We start from the raw sequence: 17,731 nt of genomic DNA on the forward strand, positions 1-17,731 counted from the left end.
TGAGGCGCGGGGCGCGTGCCCTACGCGCGGTGCGCTCAGTCGCGCAGCCGGTAGAAGTGCACCGGCGAGTTGGCGGTGAAACCGATGCGCGGGTACACGGGCGCTCCGGCCTCGGTCGCCTGCAGTACGGCGCGCCTGAGGCCGCTGGTCCGGGCGCCCTCGCGCAGGGCCTTGCGGGTGACGGCCTCGGCGTAGCCCCTGCGTTGCCACCGCGGTGCGGTGGCCACGAGCACGACGAACAGGCAGTCCCGCGCGGGTACCGTCGCGGCGCACGTGACCGCCTCGCCCTCGCGCATGCCCAGGTAGGCGTGGACGCCGTCCTTCCACAGGGCGGATCCCACGAGCCCGTCGCGGCCCTCCTGCGGGGTGAAGCCGTAGGCGTGGGAGTTCAGGTCGGCGTAGGAGCGCAGGTGTGCGTCGGTGCTCACGCGTACGAAGGTCAGGTCGGGGTGGGAGGGTTCGGGCAGGTGCGCGAGGTCCGCGGCCATGCCGACGCCGCCGAAGGCGTGCTCCAGTCCCGCCCGGTGGGCCGCCTCGTGCAGGTGTTCGCGCGCCCGTGGGTCGAGCAGGTCCTCGAAGAGCCACAGGAAACCGGGGTGCCTCTTGGCGCGCATCACCCGCTCCGCCTGGTGCAGGGCGTGTTCGAGGTCCGCGGCGTCGGTGTCGACGCCGGTCAGGGTGAGGCAGTTCCAGAAGGCGAACCGGCAGTCGGCCCAGCGCACGGCCAGGCCGGGCAGGTCGCGCACGTCGGCGTGGGGATCGCGGTCCAGCACCAGGGTGCGCCAGACCCGGGTGAGCTGCTCCATCGACTCGATCGACGCGGTGCGGTCCCTCATCAGGCCCCCTCGGCGGGTGGGGCCCGACGGGGGCCCGGTGCGTGCTGTGCCGCGCGGGGTGCCCGGGCGGGGTGACTCCTCGCCCCGCCGGGCGGGTGCGTGGCGTGTACGTCCACGATGGCGGGCGCGCCCGGGGTTACCGGAGGGTTCGCCCGATCTGTGACCTTGACCCTCACACCGCGGGTTCGGCCTGTCCGGTCAGCGCCTCGGTCACGTCCTGGATGATGCGGTGGGCGGCGTGGTGGTTGGCCGCGCCCCACACGTCGTGGTCCATGCGGTACACCCGTGCGTCCCGCACCGCCCGCAGGTTGGACCACACCCCCTCGGAGAAGGTGCGGGGTGCGTCGGGGTAGCCCGATCCGGCCAGGACGAACACCGTGTCGCCGTCCGCGCGTTCCAGGTGCTCATAGCCCAGGGCGATGAAGTCGGTGGCGCCCTGGGCCTGGTGCTGGCCCCGGGGGCGGGCCAGGCCCAGGTCCTGGACGATCTGTCCGGGGAAGGAGGCGGGCGTCTCCAGGCGTATCTCGCTGGGGCTCTGCAGCCGCACGAGCGAGACCTCGGTGGCGGCCGGGTCCACCCCGGCCCCGGTGATCTGCTCGCGCGCTTCCTCCAGGGCCGTCTCGTACTCGGCCACGGCCCGCTCGGCCTGTTCGGGGGCGTCGAGCACCTCGGCGACCTGGTGCAGGTGGCCGCGCCAGGAGCCGGTGCCCTCCCACTCCAGCAGGACCGTGGGCGCTATGGCCTCCAGATCCGACAGCATCTGCGCCTGGGCGCCGGACTGGGTGTGGACGCCGATGATCAGGTCCGGGGCGGCGTTGGCCAGCGCCTCGATGTTGACGTCGTCCTCGGCGGGGGAGTTGGTCACCAGGGTCAGGGCGTCGCCGTCGGCGTCCGGGGGCAGGAAGGGGGCCAGGCCCTGTTCGGGTGCGCCGGGGGTGCCCATGGTGGCGGCCACGTCGTGTCCCAGCAGGGTCGCGGCGGCCAGGGTGGGGCGCCACAGGACGGCGACGCGCTGGGGTGAGGCGGGGATCTCCACCTCTCCGTTGGCGGCCTGTACGGTGCGCGTGGGCCCGTCGTCGGTTCGTGGGGAGGAGGGCGGGGCGGCGCAGCCGGACAGGGTCAGTGCCGCCAGGGCGGTTAGTGTGGCCAGGGCACGCACAGGACGCGACAACTCGGGCATAACGGGCACCCTTCCGTGCGAACAGGATGAAGGTAAGGCTAACCTGTCCGAGGCGGCGCGCAGTGCACCGGTGCCGCCCACAGGTTGCACCCCACCAGGGCAGCCGCGTCCACCACCCACGCCACAACGAACGGGGAAGCCGTGGCCCTGCGCGCCCCCACCCTCACGCGCCCCACACTCACCAGGCGCATCATCCGCCCCTTCGGGCTGGTCGCCGCCCTGGGCCTGCTCACCCTGTGCGCCCTGCTCAGCGTCACCGTCGGCAGCAAACCCATCCCCGCCGCCGACGTGTGGGCCGCACTGACCGCCTACGACGGCTCCTACGACCACGACGTCATCCGCAGCCTGCGCGTCCCCCGTACCGTCATCGGCGTCTTCGTCGGCGCCGCCCTGGGCCTGGCCGGAGCCCTCATGCAGGCCCTGACCCGCAACCCCCTGGCCGAACCCGGCATCCTCGGCGTCAACTCCGGCGCCGCCGCGGCCGTGGTCATCGCCGTCATCGCCTTCGGCGCCACCGGCACCGGCTACGTCTGGCCCGCCTTCGTCGGCGCCGCCCTGGCCGCCGTCGCCGTCTACGCCCTGGGCTCACGCGGACGCTCCAGCGCCACCCCCGTACGCCTGGCCCTGGCCGGAACCGCCGTCGCCGTCGTCCTCCAAGGCCTCATCCACGGCGTGTTCGTCCTCAACGAGTTCGTCTTCGACCGCATCCGCTTCTGGCAGGTCGGCTCCCTGGTCGGACGCGACCTGGACGTCTTCTGGCAGGTGGCGCCCTTCCTCGTCGCGGGCATCGTTCTCACCCTGTGCCTGGGCCCCTCCCTCAACGCCGTCGCCCTGGGCGACGACCTGGCCGCCACCCTGGGCGCCAACATCCCCCTCATCCGCGCCGCCACCGCCGTGGGCGTCATCCTGCTGTGCGGCGCCGCCACCGCCGCCGCGGGCCCCATCTGGTTCGTCGGCCTCATCATCCCCCACGCCGCACGCCTGGTCACCGGCCCCGAGCAGCGCTGGCTGCTGCCCTACTCCGCGGTCCTGGGCGCCGTCCTGCTCACCGCCGCCGACACCCTGGGCCGCGTCATCGTGCCGGGCGCCGAACTGGAGGTCGGCATCATCACCGCCTTCGTCGGTGCCCCCCTGTTCATCGCCCTGGTCCGCAGCACGAGAATGGCCCACCTGTGAGCCGCACCCTGACACCCCGCCGCCCGCGCGAGCACGCCCGCACCACACCCCGCGGCTCCTTCGCCCTGCGCCTGTTCGGCGAACGCCTGTCCCTGCTGGTGCGCCCGCGCACCCTCGTCGTCGCCGCCGTCCTGACCGCGCTCAGCGCCGCCGCCCTCATCGTCTCGGTGGCCGTGGGCGACTACGAGATCCCGCTCGGCGCCGTGCCCGCCGCGATTATGGGCTACGGCGAACGCCTGGACGTGTTCTTCGTCCAAGGGGTGCGCCTGCCCCGCGCCCTGACCGCCATCGGCGTGGGCGCCGCCTTAGGGCTCGCCGGGGCCGTCTTCCAGAGCCTGTCGCGCAACGCCCTGGGCAGCCCCGACATCATCGGCTTCACCGGCGGCGCCGCCACCGGAGCCGTCGCCGTCATCCTGCTCTTCGGCGCCACACGCCTGGGCGTGTCCCTGGGCGCCATCGCCGGGGGCATGCTCACCGCCGCCGCCGTCTACCTGCTCTCCACCAAGAACGGCGTCCAGGGCTACCGGCTGGTCCTGGTCGGCATCGGCATGGCCGCCATGCTCGGCGCCGTCCGCGACTACCTGCTCACCCGCGCCGAACTCACCGACGCCCTCAGCGCCCAGATCTGGATGATCGGCAGCCTCAACGGCCGCGGCTGGGCCGAGGTCGCGGCCGTGTGGATCTGCCTGGCCCTGCTGGGGCCGGTCCTGCTCGCCCTGGGCCAGCGCCTGCGCTTCATGGAACTGGGGGACGACACCGCGCGCGGCCTGGGCGTGCCCACCCGCTCCACCCAGCTGATCGCCCTGGCCGCCGCCAGCGCCCTGACCGGCGCCGCCATCGCCGTCTCGGGCCCCATCGGCTTCGTCGCCCTGGCCGCACCCCAGCTGGCCCGGCGCCTGATGCGCACCGGAGGCACCACCCTGGCCGGATCCGCGCTCATGGGCGCCGCCCTGCTGGCGGTGGCCGACCTGGTCGCGCTGCGCGCCCTGGCCCCCACCCAGCTGCCCGTGGGCGTGGTCACCGCCGTCATCGGCGGCAGCTACCTGATCTGGTTGCTCTACACCGAATGGCGCGGCGGACGTGCCTGACCGAAACCGAGGAAGAACGATGACCATCGCCGACCACTCCGCCTCCCGCCTCAACGGCCGCGACCTCACCCTGGCCTACGAGCAGCGCGTCATCTCCCGGGACCTGGCCGTCACCATCCCCGACAACTCCTTCACGGTGATCGTGGGACCCAACGCCTGCGGCAAGTCCACCCTGCTGCGGGCCCTGTCGCGCACCCTCAAGCCCGCGCACGGCCACGTGCACCTGGACGGCAAGGCCATCAGCTCCTACCCCGCCAAGGAGGTCGCCCGCCGCCTGGGGTTGCTGCCGCAGACCTCCATCGCCCCCGACGGCATCGGCGTGGCCGACCTGGTGGCCCGCGGCCGCTTCCCCCACCAGGGGTTCCTGCGCCAGTGGTCCAAGCAGGACGAGGCGGTCGTGGCCGAGGCCATGGCCTCCACCGGCGTGGCCGAACTGGCCGAGCGGTCGGTGGACGAGCTCTCGGGCGGGCAGCGCCAGCGCGTGTGGCTGGCCATGGTCCTGGCCCAGCAGACCCCCCTGCTGCTGCTGGACGAGCCCACCACCTACCTCGACATCGCCCACCAGATGGACATGCTCGACCTGTGCGCCCAGCTGCACGCCGAACGCGACTACACCCTGGTCGCGGTCCTGCACGACCTCAACCACGCCTGCCGCTACGCCACCCACCTGATCGTGATGAAGGAGGGCGCCATCGTCGCCGAGGGCGACCCCTCCACCGTGGTGACCGCGTCCCTGGTCGAGGAGGTCTTCGGTCTGCCCGTGCGCATCATCCCCGACCCCGAGACCGACACCCCGATGATCGTGCCCGTGGACCGCCGCGGCGCCGCCCGCTGACCCCGCCGCCGACGGGCTCGGCCGCGGGACGCACCGGCGGGGGAGGGGCACGCCGGGCCCCGCAGGACGCGACCCCCGCTGCGCGGCGCGCGGACACGTCACCGGCGCCGGAGTTGACGGGGAAGGGGGACACGGGCCCCGCACGCCGTCCGCCCGCTGAGCCCTCCCGCCCCCCGGAAGGGGGCGGGACACGCCGCCGGTGGCAGAGCCGGAGGGGAGGGGGATGTGGGGGCACAGGGCGGGGGAGGGGAACCGCCCTGCGCGGAGCCCCGCCCACGGGCACCCGGGGGGTGGGCGCATCCGGGTCCGGCGCCGCCCGGACCCCTCGTACGGAGCCTCCGCGCCCGCCCGCTCCAGGAGCGCCCCCCGGGTAACACGGTGGGGCCCGGGGCGCACCACGCGACCCGGGCCCCACCGCGCCCCTCCCTCGGGGCGTCCCCTCTCAGGCGCCCGACAGCTCCAGGCGCAACACCAGAGCCACCAGCTCCACCAACACCTCCTTGACCGACTCCCGGTCCCGGGCGTCGCACAGCAGCAGCGGCACCCGCTCCTCCAGGTCCAGCGCCACCCGCACGTCGTCCGCCCGGTGCGTGCGCTGGCCGTCGAAGCAGTTCACCGCCACCACGAACGGCACCCCGCGCGACTCGAAGAAGTCGATCGCGTCGAAGGAGTCCGCCAGCCGCCGGGTGTCGGCCAACACCACCGCCCCCAGAGCGCCCTCGGTCAACTCCTCCCACATGAACGAGAACCGCCGCTGACCCGGCGTACCGAACAGGTACACCACCGTCGACCCGTCCAGGGTGATCCGGCCGAAGTCCAGGGCCACCGTCGTGGTCGCCTTGGCCTCCACCCCGTCCAGATCGTCCACGCCCACACTCTCGGAGGTCATGACCTCCTCGGTGTGCAGCGACTCCACCTCGCTCACCGCCGAGACCAGGGTGGTCTTACCCGCCCCGAAGCCCCCCGCGACCACGATCTTGAGGGTGTCGGGAACCGGCCCCGCACCCTCGGCGTCCATCACGACCAACGACACATCCACTCCACCTCGACACCACCTTGCCCCTCACAGCTGACGGATGCGCTCCAGCACCGAGCGCAGCGTCTCGGCGTCGGGCCGGTGCCGCTCCCAGTCGGAGGTGCGCACCACCACACGGCCCTGGTCCAACAGGTCCGCCAGCAGGATCCGCGTCACCCCCAGCGGAAACCCCGACCGCGAGGCCACCTCGGCCACCGACACCGGCCGCGCGCACAGCGACAGGATCAGCTCCAGTTCCGGGTCCACCTCCCCGGCGGGAGCCGGGGCGACCGCGACCACCTGCGAGGTCATCGAAAAGTCCGTACGCGAAGGGCGCGTGCGCCCACCCGTCAACGAGTACGGCCGGATCAGACTCGACTCGAACGACCACTCCCGTCCCGACGCCCCACCGGACGGCTCAGCGTCCACGCCCTCACCTCCTCACACTCCCGCGCCGCGGCAGCGCCGACAGGTGCGGGCCCACCTGGCGCACCAGACGGTTCACCTCGAACGCCGCCTGGCCCATGTCGCACGTGGACTCGGCCACCAGCGCCAGCGACGCGCCCTGACCGGCGGCCAGCACGAAGAAGAACACGTTGTCCATCTCCACCACCGTCTGACGCACCTCCGCGGCCCCCAGTTGCCCCCGAGCGCCACGGGCCAGGCTCGCGAAACCGGACGCGATCGCGGCCAGCCGCTCACCCTGCTCACGCCCCAGGTCGTCCGAGCACGACAGCAGCAACCCGTCCGCCGACAGCAACAGCGCGTGCCGCGCCCCCGCCACCCGCCGCACCAGGTCGCCCAGCAGCCAGTCCAGCGTCCTGGCCGGGGACTGCCCCTCCACCGCCTCGGCCGTCCTGTCTCCCGCCGCAGCGTCCGCCGTCATCGACATCACCCTTCCGAGCTCTCACCGGGGCGCGCACCGCGCACGCCGTCTCCATCCCCGTCCGGGGGCTGTGCGCGCCCGCGCAGGCTCCCGGACTGGAAAGCACTCATCATCGACCGGATCTCGGTCAGCGACCGCTCGGCCGCCGCCTCCCGGCCCCCGGACTCCCCGGGGTGCCCGGGCGCGGCCGGGGCGGGCGCGGGGGAGGGCTGCACGCCCTTGCGCCGCCGCCGGGGCAGACCCTTGTAGGTATCGCCCGTGTCCTCGTCCACGGCCGCGTCCGCGGTCTCGGGCGCGGCCCGGCCCCCGCTCTCCCGCGCCGCCCGTTCCTCGGCCCCGCCCGCCGCGGCCGGGGAGCCGCCCGCCAGGACCAGCCGCTGCGACCGCGCGGTCGCGGCCTCCCGGTCTGCGCCCGGCTCCGCGGCGCCCGCGTCCTGGTCCGCCAGCGCGTCGGCGGGAACGGCCACGACCGCGCACGTGCCGCGCTCGGGCCCGGCGCTCAGCGTCACCTCCAGGCCGTGGCGCGCGGCGATGGTGGCCACCACGAACAACCCCAGCTGGGAGTCCTCGCGCATGCGGGCCAGATCGAAGCGCGGCGGGTCGCGCAGCAGCGCGTTGGACGCCTCCAACTGCTCCCGCGTCATCCCCAGCCCCCGGTCGAGCACCTCCAGCACGCACCCGCCCGCCTCCCCGGCCCGGCCGCGCACCGTCACCTCCGTGCCCGGGGGCGAGAAGGACGTGGCGTTCTCGAGCAGCTCCGCCAGCAGCCGCACGGTGTCCGCGCCCACCTCGCCGCGCAGCGACACCGCCGGCACCGCCAGCACCCGCACCCGCACGTAGTCCTCGATCTCGCTGGCCGCGGCCCGCACAGCCTCGTGCAGGCGTACCGGCGCCAGCCCCCGCCGCACCGGGGCGTCCCCGCTGAGCAGCATCAGGTTCTCGGCGTTGCGCCGCATCTGCGTGCTGAAGTGGTCGATGCGAAAGAGCGACTCCAGCACCTTGGGGTCGGTCTCGGCGCGCTCCAGCGCGTCCAACAGCCCCAGCTGGCGGTGCACCAGCGCCTGCGTGCGCCGGGCGATGTTGCGGAACATGTTGCGCACGCCCGCGCGCACCTGCGCCTCCTCCACCGCCGCCGCCACGGCCGCGCGCTGGGCGTCGTTGAAGGCCTCGGCCACCTGCCCGACCTCGTCGGTGCTCTCCACCCGCAGTCGCGGCACCTCGGCGTCCACGTCCACGCTGCCGCCCGCGCGCAGCCGTGCGGTCACCTCCGGCAGGCGCACCCGGGCGTGCTCCAGGGTGGCCGTGCGCAGGTCCTGCAGGCGCCGGCCCAGGCGCTGGGTGGCGCCCACCGCGACCGCGGAGGAGACCAGGGCGGCCACCAGGGCGGGCACGCTCACCAGCAGGACGCTGGTGCGCAGCTCGGCCGACTGCGAGCGGCTGAAGGCGATGACCCGGTCGATCTGGCCCTGTTCGACGTCGCGCATGCGCGCGTCCACGGCCTCGGCGGCGCCCTGCCAGGCGGTGGCGTTGACCGGCACGGTGGCCCCGCCCCGCACCGGCATGGAGATGATGCTCTCCTGGAGCTGGTAGATGCGCTGCACCTCGGTGTAGGACTCCAGCTCGATGTAGTCCTGGCCGTCCTCCTCGCTCATCTCGACCACGACCCGGTCCCAGGTGTAGTGCTGGGCTCCGGCCGCGGCGGCGAACTGGGAGTGGGCCTGGACGGGGAAGGAGTTGGTGGCCACCGCGTGGGCCAGGACGGTGTCCTGCTGGTTGAGGAGTTCGCGGGTGCGCATCAGCGAGGTCAGGGAGCGCAGGTGCGGGGCCTGGGCGGGGTCGGCGCGCTCGACCTGGCCGTCCCACACGCGCAGGCCCTGTTCGATGACCTCGTCGTAGACGGTGGAGGTCTCCTCCAGGTCGATCTCGGTGGGGGAGGAGGCGTCCACCCGGGCGCGCAGGGTGTCGACGCGGTTGACGGCGGCGCGGAAGGTCAGGGCCTGTTCGGGCAGGTCCTGCACGTCGAAGGCGTCCAGGCTCCGGCTGAGGGCGTCCACGGCCTCGTCGGTGCGCTGGCGCGAGTAGGTCAGGTACAGGGCGGTGCGCTCGGTGCCCCAGGCCGCGTCCATGGTGGCGCGGCGTTCGCGCTGGAGTGCGCTGATGGTCTCCTCCACGGGGACGCCGACCTGTTCGGTGAAGGTGGCGGTGGTGCGCAGTTCACCGATGTCGCTGACGAGCAGGGCGGTGAAGGCGGCCCACAGGGCCAGCAGCACGGTGCTGGGGAACAGGACCAGCGTGATCATGCGGGCGCGAAGCGAACGGCGCTTGTTGTGGGGCATGGGCTCGCTTTGGGGGAGAGCGGCGGAGGCTACCTGCGGGGGTCCGCCGGGGTGGGGGAGGGGCCGGAGTTCCCCAGAGTGAACCGCTCAACGGGGGATTGCGCAAGCCTGAGGGGGACACAGCGGGCCATACGGGGAGGATCTGCGCAGGTGGGGAGGCTGGCCTCAGCTTGGTAACGCGAACTACTAAGCTACTAAGTACATTAAAATCTACGTCGTACAGTCGGGCCTTCATTTTCTCCAAAAGCCAAAAAAACAAACAAAGGAGCGGCTCCGCCGCACCGACCACCACAGGCTCCGACCTCACCTCATAGAGCACGCGTACCGCAGGTGACCCCCACACCGCACACGGGTACGTAGCCCCCAACAGCCACCCGTACACGCGCCGGCGCGTACGACCGCCACCGGGGGAGAGGGCCCGCCATGAGACTCACCGAGGAACAGATCCGCGACGGCCTGACCCGCCTCACCGACTGGGAACTGGACCCCGCCGCACCCGCCATCCGCCGCACCGTGCGCCTGCCCGACTTCCCGGCCGCCATCGCCCTGGTCAACGAGATCGCCCAGGCGGCCGAGCAGGTCGACCACCACCCCGACATCGACATCCGCTACGACACCCTGCACCTGGCGCTGAGCACCCACTCCGAAGGAGCCGTCACCGACAAGGACATGTCCCTGGCCGCCCGCGTGGACGAACTCATCCCCTGACCCCGACCCAGGGGGAGCAGCGCACAGGACCGCACCCACCCGCCCCGGACCACCGGGCAGGGCAGGGACGGCCCCTCAGCGCAGGCGCGCCCGGCGCATCTTGCCCGAGGCCGTACGAGGCAGCTCCTCCACGAAGTCCACCACCCGCGGCGCGGCGTGCGCGGCGAACCGCTCGCCCACCCACTTCTTGAGCTCCTCTGCCAGCTCCGGAGCGGCCTCGTGGCCGGCACCCAGGACCACCCGCGCACCGATCACCTGCCCGGCGAGCTCGTCGGGGATCGAGTACACCCCGCACTCCTCCACCGCCGGGTGGGCGTTGAGCACCGACTCCACCTCACTCGGACCGATCCGGTACCCGTAGGTCAAGATGGCGCCGTCGTCACGGGTGGAGAAGAACAACGACCCCTGCCGGTCCTGGATACCGGTGTCCCCGGTCAGGTAGTAGGCGCGGTCGGGGGTGAACCTGACCTGCGAGGCCCCCTCCTGACCGACGTAGCCCTCGAACCAGGCCAGAGGACTGTGCGCCAGGTCCACCGCCACACGCCCGTAGGCGCCCAGGGGAGCGGGGTCGTCGGAGATCGCCTCCAGGATCTGCACCCGCCAGCCCGGCAGGGCGGGACCGATCGCCCCCGGCGGCGGATCGGCCGACCCCTGACCGGTGTCGCCGTTGGGCACGCCCACACACCAGCCCAGCTCGGTCTGCCCGTAGTGGTCGCGCACCGGGACGCCGAACACGTCGGTGACCCAGTCGATGACGTCGGGGGCCAGCGGCTCGCCCGCACTGGCCAGGCTCTGCACCATCACCTCGGGCGGCAGGGTCTTGGTGGCCGCGCGCAGCGTGCGGTAGGTGGTGGGATCGGCCGCCAGGTTGGTGACACCGTGCACACCCAGCACGTCCAGGGTCAGCTCCGGGTCGAAGAACCCCGCCCGCAGCGCCAGGGAGTTGTGCCCGGCCAGCAGCGGCGAGATGAGCCCGTGGTAGAGGCCGTAGGCCGAGCCGGGATCGGCGGTGTTCCAGTAGACGTCGTCGTCGTGCACGCCCAGGCCGTAGTGGTGGTAGGCGTGCATGGCGGCCAGAGCGCGCACGGGCACCCGCACGCCCCGGGGAGGGCCGATGACCCCGGAGACGTAGACGACGGCCAGCAGGCCGTCCCCGCCCACGGCGGCGTCGGGAACGGGCGGCGCCGCGGCTGCGCGGGCGGCCAGGCCGGTGAGGGTGTGATCGCCCTCGTGGGCGGGCTCGGCGGCGGTGGTGGCGATGTGCCAGGGGCGGTCGGCGCCGGGGACGAGCTTGGCGCGGTACTCGGCGTCGCACACCACCAGGCGGGCGCCGGAGTCGGTGAGGCGCTCGTTGATGGCCGAGGGGGCGAAGGAGGAGAGCAGGGGGACCAGGACGGCGCCCAGACGCCACACGGCCAGGGCGGTGACGGTCAGGTCCACGCCCTTGGGGATGAGGGTGGCGACGCGGTCCCCGCTGGTGATGCCCAGGTCGGCCAGGCCGGTGGCCAGGTCGCGGGAGCGCCGGGCGAGTTCGCCGAAGGTGAGGGTGGTGGCCTCCAGAGTGGGGCCGATCTCGGTGGTGGCGGTGGCGTGGGGGTCGTGGCGGTCGCAGAGGAGGTGGGCCACCGATGTGGTGGGTGTGTCGTAAGTGGCGAGCCAGTCGCGGACGTGGTGCTCCGGGTCGGGCACGGGCATCGGTGGCGGTCCTCTTTTTCGGTTGGTGTGGGGCTTTCGCGGGTTACGTCAACACTATGCCCACCTGTGAGCCTGGCCTCACTCGCGCGTCGCGTGGGCGCTGGGACATGATGTGGGGATGGATAGCGTCGCGGTGGTGGAACGTTTCGGTCTGGGTGCGGATGTGCGCCTGTGGCTGGAGGAGGCGGAGCGGCTGCCGGAGCCGGTGAGGGCTCTGGAGGTTCCGGTGGGTGCTGAGGCGGAGCGGGTGTTGGACCTGTTCGCGCTGGAGGCGGTGGACCGGGCCGAGGTGGCGGCGCTCTGGCCGGGTTCGGGTTCGGCGGCGGGGGAGTGGCCGCCGGAGCTGTGGTACCTGGTGGGGTGCATGTACCGGCGTCTGTGCGCGGACGCGGACCTGGCCCTGGGGGAGTGGCGGGACTGGCCGTCGTTGGTGGAGGCCGAGGACGCGCGGGTGCGCGCGGCGTCGCTGTGGGCGTTCGCGGCGCGGGTGCCCGCGCAGTTCGAGGCGCACGCGAAGCTGGGCGTGGATCCGGCGGTGACGGCGGCGACGCTGGCCGACGTGGGCGTGCAGGTGGCGCGGTCGCGGCGGATGTTCGGCCGGTTGGGTGTGGAGACGGCGGCGTGGGTGGCGGCGCAGTTCCGGGGGCGCCTGTACTGGGTGGGCGGGTTGCAGCTGGAGCCGGGGGTGCTGACCGACCAGGGCGGTGTGGAGTGGTACACCCGGGAGGAGGCGGCGCGGCTGGGCCCGGGGATGGGCCGCGGGGACCTGGCGCTGCGGTTGCACATTCCGTCGGGGGGCCTGGACCCGGCGTCGGTGGACGACGCGCTGGGGCGGGCGCGGGGGTTCGCGCGGGCGCACCTGGGGTTCGATCCGGTGGTGGCCACGTGTACGTCGTGGTTGCTGGACCCGCAGTGGGAGGAGGTGTTGGGGGAGGGCTCCAACATCGTGGGGTTCCAGCGGCGGTTCACCCTGGTGGGGCGCGGGCAGCCGGGGGAGTCGGACGTGTTCCGGTTCGTGTTCGGGATGCCGGTGGTGGACGTGGCCGCGGCCGGTCGGCGTACGCGGTTGGAGCGTGCGGTGGTGGAGCGGTTGGAGTCGGGGGGTGCGTGGCAGGTGCGCACGGGGTGGTTGCGGCTGCCCGGATAGGGGCCGTGTGAGCGTTCCCCGGGGCTCGCGGCGGTCGCGGGTCCCGGGGAACGCGGTTGCCGGGGGCGGCGGGAGGGGGTTCGTCGGGCGCGGCTGGGCCGGGGCGGAGGAGGAGCCAACCACCTCTACTTTACATAATGTGCATTATCGGCGATATGGGAGTGCCTGCGGGGAAGGGGTTCGCGGCTCTGCGGGACGTGTGCCCGGGGCTCGCGGGCGGTGGCTCGCCGGACTCAGCCGGGCCCCGCACCTGGACTCGGGCACGCTCTCGCCGCTGCTGCGCCGCCCGGAGTGCGCCGGGACCTGACCCGCGTGCGACGACGTGGCTGAGTAGCCGGGTCGCTGAACGCCGTCGCACGGGCGTCGGTTGATCGTTGCGGGCCCGGCCGGACGTCTGGAGCCCGGAGCCGCTGCGTGCCCGGAGTCCACGGCGATTGCGTCCCGGCCCTGGAGGCTGGCGCACAGGACCGGTGGGCCGTCCTCGGCGCGGCTGCGACTTCGAACTGTCCAGAGCGGCCTCGGCGCCGGGTGCCCCAGCGTGGGCGTCCCGAAGGCCGCGTTCGCCCCGATGTTGGGCGTCGTGCGGCCACCCGTGGCCTGGGTGTCTTCCCCCCCGCGGTGGCCGTCCAGGCGGGGCGCGAGGCCCTGTGCGGCGGGCCGGCTCCAGGACGAAGGCGCTGGTGGACGGCGGGGTGTCCCCTGCGAACACGGCTCTCTCCCGATTCATCCATGTTTCATGCATAAACCGTGTTATGCATGATTTTGTAGGGGTTTGTACTTCTATGCGAAGTTTCGTGGCCGCTGGTTGGCCGATCACCGGTATCCGCCGTCCCGACCACCGCTCTCCCTCCCCGCCCTCGACCGCGGGCCCCGTACCCCGCCGGACTCCTTCGCCCGTGTGCGCTCGCCCCACCCCACCCGCCCTCCCCTGCTCCCCCTCTCGGATCAGCGGGCCCGGCGCCGCCCGCGAGGCGCCACCTCGGGCGTCCCCTCCCCCGTCCGGGCCGCTCGGCACGTCGTTCATACACGATTGATCACGGAGAGTTACCAGGATCGGACCGGGTGCGGACTCCCCCGGTTCGCCGCCCCCCGTCGCTGACACCTCCAGGGCCGTGACCTGGCCATCCAGCGCAACACCCACACCGGGGGACGGACCCGCCCCCGCGCCGTGGCCCCTCTCCCCCGCTGCCGGGTGTCGAACGCGTTCGACCGTGTTCGACACCCGGTGGAGGCGGGCGGTGGAAGCGCCCGCGGAATCGGGGATGCTGGGGGCATGAGTGCTCAGACGGGGCCTGTGGCCGAGGCTGTGGAGCAGTACCTGGTGGCGCGTCGGGCGGCCAAGCCCTCCCCGCACACGGTGGCCGCCTACCGGCGTGATCTGCGCGGGGTGTTGAAGTGTGTGGCGCAGGTGATGGGTGTGGAGCCTGAGCAGGTGCAGTGGCAGGACCTGGAGGCGGGGGTGCTGCGGGCGGCGTTCGCGGAGTTCGCCGGGGAGCGGGCGGCCTCCAGCGTGGTGCGGGCGTGGTCGACGTGGAACGGGTTCTTCGGGTTCTGGGTGTCGGAGGGGGTGGTGGCGGGCAATCCGATGTCGGCGGTGCCGCGGCCGCGGGTGCGCCCTTCGGGGCCCAAGCCGTTGATGGGCGAGGACACGCCGGAGCGGTTGTTGGAGGCGTTGGCGCGGGGAGCGCGCAAGGCGCGTGATCCGTGGCCGGAGCGGGATCTGGCGGTGTTGGCGTTGGCGCTGCTGACGGGGATGCGGTCGGCGGAGATGTTGTCGCTTCGGGTGGAGTCGGTGGGCGGGCGTTCGGGTGAGCGTCGTATCCGGGTGGTGGGCAAGGGCGGGGGTGAGCGGGTCCTGCCGATCGAGGTGCCGTTGGAGGCGTTGTTGGAGGCCTATCTGGTCTCGCGGCGTGAGCGGTTCGGGGTGGTGCGGGGGTCGGATCCGTTGTTGGTGGACAACCGGGGTGAGGGGTTGCGCCGGGGTGGGCTGCAGTATCTGGTGCAGCAGTGTTACAAGCACGCGGGTGTGCACGACCGGGTGGCGCGGGGGACGCTGGTGCACGCGTTGCGGCACACCTTCGCGACGCGGTTGGCGGAGGACGGGGCGTCGGTGTCGGAGATCATGCATCTGCTGGGGCACGCGTCGGTGGCGTCGTCGCAGGCCTACATCGAGGTGACGGCGCGGGCGCAGCGGGAGGCGGCGTCGTCGAACCGTACGTACGGGGTGCTGCGGCGTCTGGTGGCCGAGGGCGGGGGCGGCTGAGTCGGGGTGTGGCTAGGCTTTGCCTGTGGATACGACGTACTTGACTGTTTCGAGCGTGAACGTGAACGGGTTGCGGGCCGCGGCGAAGAAGGATCCGGGGTTCGTGGGATGGTTGGCGGGCACGGACGCCGATGTGGTGTGCCTTCAGGAGACGCGGGCCGAGGCCGAGCAGTTGCCGGCGGGTGTGGTGGCGCCTGAGGGGTGGCACGTGGTGTTGGCTCCGGCCGCGGCGCGGGGACGTGCGGGGGTCGCGGTGTACTCGCGGCGTGAGCCCGACGAGGTGCGGGTGGGGTTCGGACATGCCGAGTTCGAGGACGCGGGCCGCTACGTGGAGGTGGACCTGGGTGAGGTGACGGTGGCGAGCCTGTACCTGCCCTCGGGTGAGGTGGGCACCGAGCGCCAGGAGGAGAAGGAGCGTTTCATGGAGGCGTTCCTGCCGTATCTGGTCAAGCGGCGGGCCGAGGTGGAAGAGCGCGGTCGTGAGCTGGTGGTGTGCGGGGACTGGAACATCGCCCATGCCGAGGTGGATCTGAAGAACTGGCGGGCCAACCGTAAGAACGCGGGGTTCCTGCTCGAGGAGCGGGAGTGGTTGTCGCGGGTTCTGGGTGAGGCGGGGTTCGTGGACGTGGTGCGGTCGTTGCATCCGGACCAGGAGGGCCCCTACACGTGGTGGTCCTACCGTGGTCGTGCCTTCGACAACGACGCGGGATGGCGGATTGATCTTCAGGTGGCCACTCCGGGGTTGGCGGGGCGTGCGGTGGACGCGCGGGTGGAGCGTGCGTCCGAGCACGCGGGTCGTTGGTCGGATCACGCTCCGGTGACGGTGCGCTACCGGGTGCGGTAGGAGGAGGCGGTCATGGGTGTGCCGATCGTTCTGGTGCACGGGTTGCGGGTGTCGGGGAGTATGTGGCGCCCGCAGGTGGAGTTGTTGGAGAGCGAGGGGCGCACGGTGGTGGTCCCCGATCTTCCTGGGCACGGGTCGCGCCGGGGTGAGGAGTTCTCGCTGGGGCGTGCGGTGGACGCGGTGTTGGCGGCGGTCGACAGTGTGGGTGGTCGGGCGCTGGTGGTGGGGTTGAGCCTGGGCGGGTTCGTCTCGATCGCGACGGCGGCCGCCGCTCCGGGGAAGGTGGCGGGGTTGGTGGCGGCCGGGTGTACGGCCAAGCCCGCGCAGTTGTTGGCGCAGGTGTACCGGATTCCGGCGGTGTTGATGGATCGGTTGCCGGACAAGGGTGCGGCGGTCAACGAGCGGTTCCACCGGTTGACGTTGCGTGATGGTGCGGCGGATGCGGTGTTGGGGGGTGGTTTGGCGGTGGAGGCGGCCACGGCGGTGATCGACGCGGTCTCGGAGATGGACGTGTTGGCGGCGTTGGCGTCGTATGAGGGGCCGGTGTGGTTGATCAACGGGGCGCGGGACCACTTCCGGATCCATGAGAAGCGTTTCTTCGACTCGTGTGTGGATGGTCGGTTGGTGAACGTGCCGCGGGCGGGGCACATGGTGAGTCTGGATCAGCCGGTGAATTTTTCGCGGATCGTCGCGGATGCGGCTGATGTGGTGTCGGGGCGTGAGCGTGTGCGGCGTGCGGTGGAGGCCGGGGAGGGCTGAGGCCGCGGCGGTCATGGGGGGCGGGGGTCGGTGTGCCTTCGCCCCCCTTTCGCGTGTCAGGGGGTGGGTGCGGGCAGGCGGAAGTAGATGGCGGGGTTGTGGTGGCCGAGGTGCAGGGGTGTGGTCAGGCCGAGTTCCTCCTTGAGTTCGCGTAGGGCGCGGTGGGTGTGGGGTGCGCGGGCGGCGGAGGCGGTGAAGAAGCCGGTGGTGTGGGTGGTGAGCCAGGCCATGACGTGGGCGCCTTCGGTGAAGGGCGGGGTGGAGTGGTGGCGGAAGACGTCGTGGACGGTGACGGTGGTGTGCGGGGGCAGGGTGGGCAGCAGGTGGTGCAGGTACCAGCGGGCGAACCAGCCCTGGTGGGTGGCGTTGATGTGCAGGTGGTCGGTGCGCGGGGGCAGATGGGCGGTGCTGGTGCGGATGTCGCCGTGGGTGAAGGTCCAGCGGGTGTGGGCCAGGTCGGTGGGGACGTGGCGGGGTGCGTGGTCGCGGGTGTCGAAGGAGTGCAGGTGGCCGGTGCCGTTGTCGCGTAGGGCGGACAGGATCCAGGTGGTGGACCAGCCGTGGTCGGTGCCGATCTGGACGGTGTGGGCGGGGGTGTTCTCGCGGAGGAGCAGGTAGGTGATCTCGGCTTCGATGTCGTCGGTGCAGGGGCGCAGGTGGGGGTTGGCGGTGTGGTGGTGGCGCATCTGGTCGCGGACGCGGGCCAGGTCGTCGCGGTGGGTGCGGTAGAGGTGGCGGATGTGGTTGAGGTCGATGGTGGTGGGCATGTGGTTTCCCCGGGTGTGGCGTGGACACGGTGTGGTTGCTGAAAGTAGCAGTGTTGTTGCTGTGTGTTCATCTGGGTGTGGGTGTGTCGTCGTGTGCGAGAGGGCTCGGCGGCCGGTGGATGGGGTTCTGGTCCCGGCCGTGTACTGGTAGGCCCCCTCCCCCGCGTGCGGAGCGGGCGGGGCCTGGGTGCGGTGG

At 72.7% G+C, this 17,731-nt stretch carries 16 protein-coding genes; 8 read left to right on the forward strand and 8 right to left on the reverse strand.

All coding sequences use genetic code 11. The features are described from left to right. Nucleotides 1–35: 35 nt before the first annotated feature. Together G011_RS0102920 and G011_RS0102925 are read right to left on the reverse strand one after the other, a co-directional pair. On the reverse strand, nucleotides 36–836 hold the full coding sequence (locus tag G011_RS0102920; RefSeq protein ID WP_019607144.1) for a GNAT family N-acetyltransferase: 801 nt from the start codon (nucleotides 834–836) through the stop codon (nucleotides 36–38). A 172-nt stretch (nucleotides 837–1,008) separates the two neighbouring features. Further along, nucleotides 1,009–2,016, reverse strand: coding sequence for an ABC transporter substrate-binding protein (locus tag G011_RS0102925; RefSeq protein WP_026337960.1), 1,008 nt, complete (start codon nucleotides 2,014–2,016; stop codon nucleotides 1,009–1,011). Between the two features lie 141 nt (nucleotides 2,017–2,157). Between G011_RS0102925 and G011_RS0102930 the strand changes: the two genes are divergently transcribed. The 3 genes from G011_RS0102930 to G011_RS0102940 are packed head-to-tail and all read left to right on the forward strand — an operon-like array spanning nucleotide 2,158 to nucleotide 5,115. After that, nucleotides 2,158–3,192, forward strand: coding sequence for an iron ABC transporter permease (locus G011_RS0102930; protein ID WP_019607146.1), 1,035 nt, complete (start codon nucleotides 2,158–2,160; stop codon nucleotides 3,190–3,192). Beyond that, nucleotides 3,189–4,280 (forward strand): iron chelate uptake ABC transporter family permease subunit, encoded by a 1,092-nt coding sequence (locus G011_RS0102935; protein WP_020722857.1) that lies wholly within the window; start codon nucleotides 3,189–3,191, stop codon nucleotides 4,278–4,280. The genes G011_RS0102930 and G011_RS0102935 overlap by 4 nt, the downstream gene beginning before the upstream one ends. 19 nt (nucleotides 4,281–4,299) lie before the next feature. Next, nucleotides 4,300–5,115 carry an ABC transporter ATP-binding protein gene (locus G011_RS0102940; protein ID WP_013153233.1) on the forward strand — a complete coding sequence of 272 codons (816 nt, stop codon included), beginning with the start codon at nucleotides 4,300–4,302 and terminating at the stop codon, nucleotides 5,113–5,115. Nucleotides 5,116–5,557: 442 nt separating this feature from the next. Here the strand turns inward: G011_RS0102940 and G011_RS0102945 are convergent, their stop codons facing one another. Genes G011_RS0102945 through G011_RS0102960 form a run of 4 tightly spaced genes read right to left on the reverse strand, consistent with a single transcriptional unit; the run spans nucleotide 5,558 to nucleotide 9,352 of the window. Then, nucleotides 5,558–6,133 carry an ATP/GTP-binding protein gene (locus tag G011_RS0102945; protein WP_036552209.1) on the reverse strand — a complete coding sequence of 192 codons (576 nt, stop codon included), beginning with the start codon at nucleotides 6,131–6,133 and terminating at the stop codon, nucleotides 5,558–5,560. 45 nt (nucleotides 6,134–6,178) lie between these two features. Further along, nucleotides 6,179–6,559, reverse strand: a complete 381-nt coding sequence (locus G011_RS0102950; protein ID WP_174548378.1) for a DUF742 domain-containing protein — start codon at nucleotides 6,557–6,559, stop codon at nucleotides 6,179–6,181. A 4-nt stretch (nucleotides 6,560–6,563) separates the two neighbouring features. Continuing rightward, complete coding sequence (locus G011_RS0102955) at nucleotides 6,564–7,022, reverse strand: roadblock/LC7 domain-containing protein (RefSeq protein WP_013153230.1); 459 nt, start codon at nucleotides 7,020–7,022, stop codon at nucleotides 6,564–6,566. Then, entirely contained in the window at nucleotides 7,022–9,352 is a 2,331-nt protein-coding gene (locus G011_RS0102960; protein WP_019607149.1) for a nitrate- and nitrite sensing domain-containing protein, read from the reverse strand. Before G011_RS0102960 ends, G011_RS0102955 begins: the two co-directional genes overlap by 1 nt. 423 nt (nucleotides 9,353–9,775) lie before the next feature. Here G011_RS0102960 and G011_RS0102965 point away from each other — a divergent pair, with 423 nt between their 5' ends. Next, nucleotides 9,776–10,060 carry a 4a-hydroxytetrahydrobiopterin dehydratase gene (locus tag G011_RS0102965; RefSeq protein WP_013153228.1) on the forward strand — a complete coding sequence of 95 codons (285 nt, stop codon included), beginning with the start codon at nucleotides 9,776–9,778 and terminating at the stop codon, nucleotides 10,058–10,060. Nucleotides 10,061–10,135: 75 nt separating this feature from the next. Here the strand turns inward: G011_RS0102965 and G011_RS0102970 are convergent, their stop codons facing one another. Further along, entirely contained in the window at nucleotides 10,136–11,755 is a 1,620-nt protein-coding gene (locus G011_RS0102970) for an AMP-binding protein (RefSeq protein ID WP_019607150.1), read from the reverse strand. A gap of 118 nt (nucleotides 11,756–11,873) precedes the next feature. Between G011_RS0102970 and G011_RS0102975 the strand changes: the two genes are divergently transcribed. The 4 genes from G011_RS0102975 to G011_RS0102990 all read left to right on the forward strand — a co-directional run bounded on the left by G011_RS0102975 (nucleotide 11,874) and on the right by G011_RS0102990 (nucleotide 16,768). Beyond that, nucleotides 11,874–12,902, forward strand: coding sequence for an acyltransferase domain-containing protein (locus tag G011_RS0102975; RefSeq protein ID WP_019607151.1), 1,029 nt, complete (start codon nucleotides 11,874–11,876; stop codon nucleotides 12,900–12,902). 1,273 nt (nucleotides 12,903–14,175) lie between these two features. Beyond that, the gene (locus tag G011_RS0102980; protein WP_019607152.1) at nucleotides 14,176–15,165 is read left to right on the forward strand and encodes a tyrosine-type recombinase/integrase; all 990 of its coding nucleotides are present in this window, start codon (nucleotides 14,176–14,178) and stop codon (nucleotides 15,163–15,165) included. A gap of 25 nt (nucleotides 15,166–15,190) precedes the next feature. Next, a complete protein-coding gene (locus G011_RS0102985; RefSeq protein ID WP_019607153.1) occupies nucleotides 15,191–16,009 on the forward strand; it encodes an exodeoxyribonuclease III in 819 nt (272 codons plus the stop codon). A 12-nt stretch (nucleotides 16,010–16,021) separates the two neighbouring features. Further along, nucleotides 16,022–16,768: an alpha/beta fold hydrolase gene (locus tag G011_RS0102990; protein ID WP_019607154.1), complete on the forward strand. Its 747-nt coding sequence runs from the start codon at nucleotides 16,022–16,024 to the stop codon at nucleotides 16,766–16,768. 56 nt (nucleotides 16,769–16,824) lie between these two features. Here G011_RS0102990 and G011_RS0102995 read toward each other — a convergent pair whose 3' ends face one another. Continuing rightward, nucleotides 16,825–17,535 (reverse strand): class I SAM-dependent methyltransferase, encoded by a 711-nt coding sequence (locus G011_RS0102995; RefSeq protein WP_019607155.1) that lies wholly within the window; start codon nucleotides 17,533–17,535, stop codon nucleotides 16,825–16,827. Between the last annotated feature and the right edge of the window lie 196 nt (nucleotides 17,536–17,731).

Origin of the sequence: Nocardiopsis sp. CNS-639 (assembly GCF_000381685.1) — a bacterium.
Lineage (GTDB): Bacteria > Actinomycetota > Actinomycetes > Streptosporangiales > Streptosporangiaceae > Nocardiopsis > Nocardiopsis dassonvillei.

Coding starts and splice junctions, on each gene's coding strand:
- G011_RS0102920 (WP_019607144.1), bottom strand. CDS start 836: ATGAGGGACCGCACCGCGTCGATCGAGTCGATGGAGCAGCTCACCCGG.
- G011_RS0102925 (WP_026337960.1), bottom strand. CDS start 2,016: ATGCCCGAGTTGTCGCGTCCTGTGCGTGCCCTGGCCACACTAACCGCC.
- G011_RS0102940 (WP_013153233.1), top strand. CDS start 4,300: ATGACCATCGCCGACCACTCCGCCTCCCGCCTCAACGGCCGCGACCTC.
- G011_RS0102945 (WP_036552209.1), bottom strand. CDS start 6,133: ATGGACGCCGAGGGTGCGGGGCCGGTTCCCGACACCCTCAAGATCGTG.
- G011_RS0102955 (WP_013153230.1), bottom strand. CDS start 7,022: ATGTCGATGACGGCGGACGCTGCGGCGGGAGACAGGACGGCCGAGGCG.
- G011_RS0102960 (WP_019607149.1), bottom strand. CDS start 9,352: ATGCCCCACAACAAGCGCCGTTCGCTTCGCGCCCGCATGATCACGCTG.
- G011_RS0102965 (WP_013153228.1), top strand. CDS start 9,776: ATGAGACTCACCGAGGAACAGATCCGCGACGGCCTGACCCGCCTCACC.
- G011_RS0102970 (WP_019607150.1), bottom strand. CDS start 11,755: ATGCCCGTGCCCGACCCGGAGCACCACGTCCGCGACTGGCTCGCCACT.
- G011_RS0102975 (WP_019607151.1), top strand. CDS start 11,874: ATGGATAGCGTCGCGGTGGTGGAACGTTTCGGTCTGGGTGCGGATGTG.
- G011_RS0102980 (WP_019607152.1), top strand. CDS start 14,176: ATGAGTGCTCAGACGGGGCCTGTGGCCGAGGCTGTGGAGCAGTACCTG.
- G011_RS0102990 (WP_019607154.1), top strand. CDS start 16,022: ATGGGTGTGCCGATCGTTCTGGTGCACGGGTTGCGGGTGTCGGGGAGT.
- G011_RS0102995 (WP_019607155.1), bottom strand. CDS start 17,535: ATGCCCACCACCATCGACCTCAACCACATCCGCCACCTCTACCGCACC.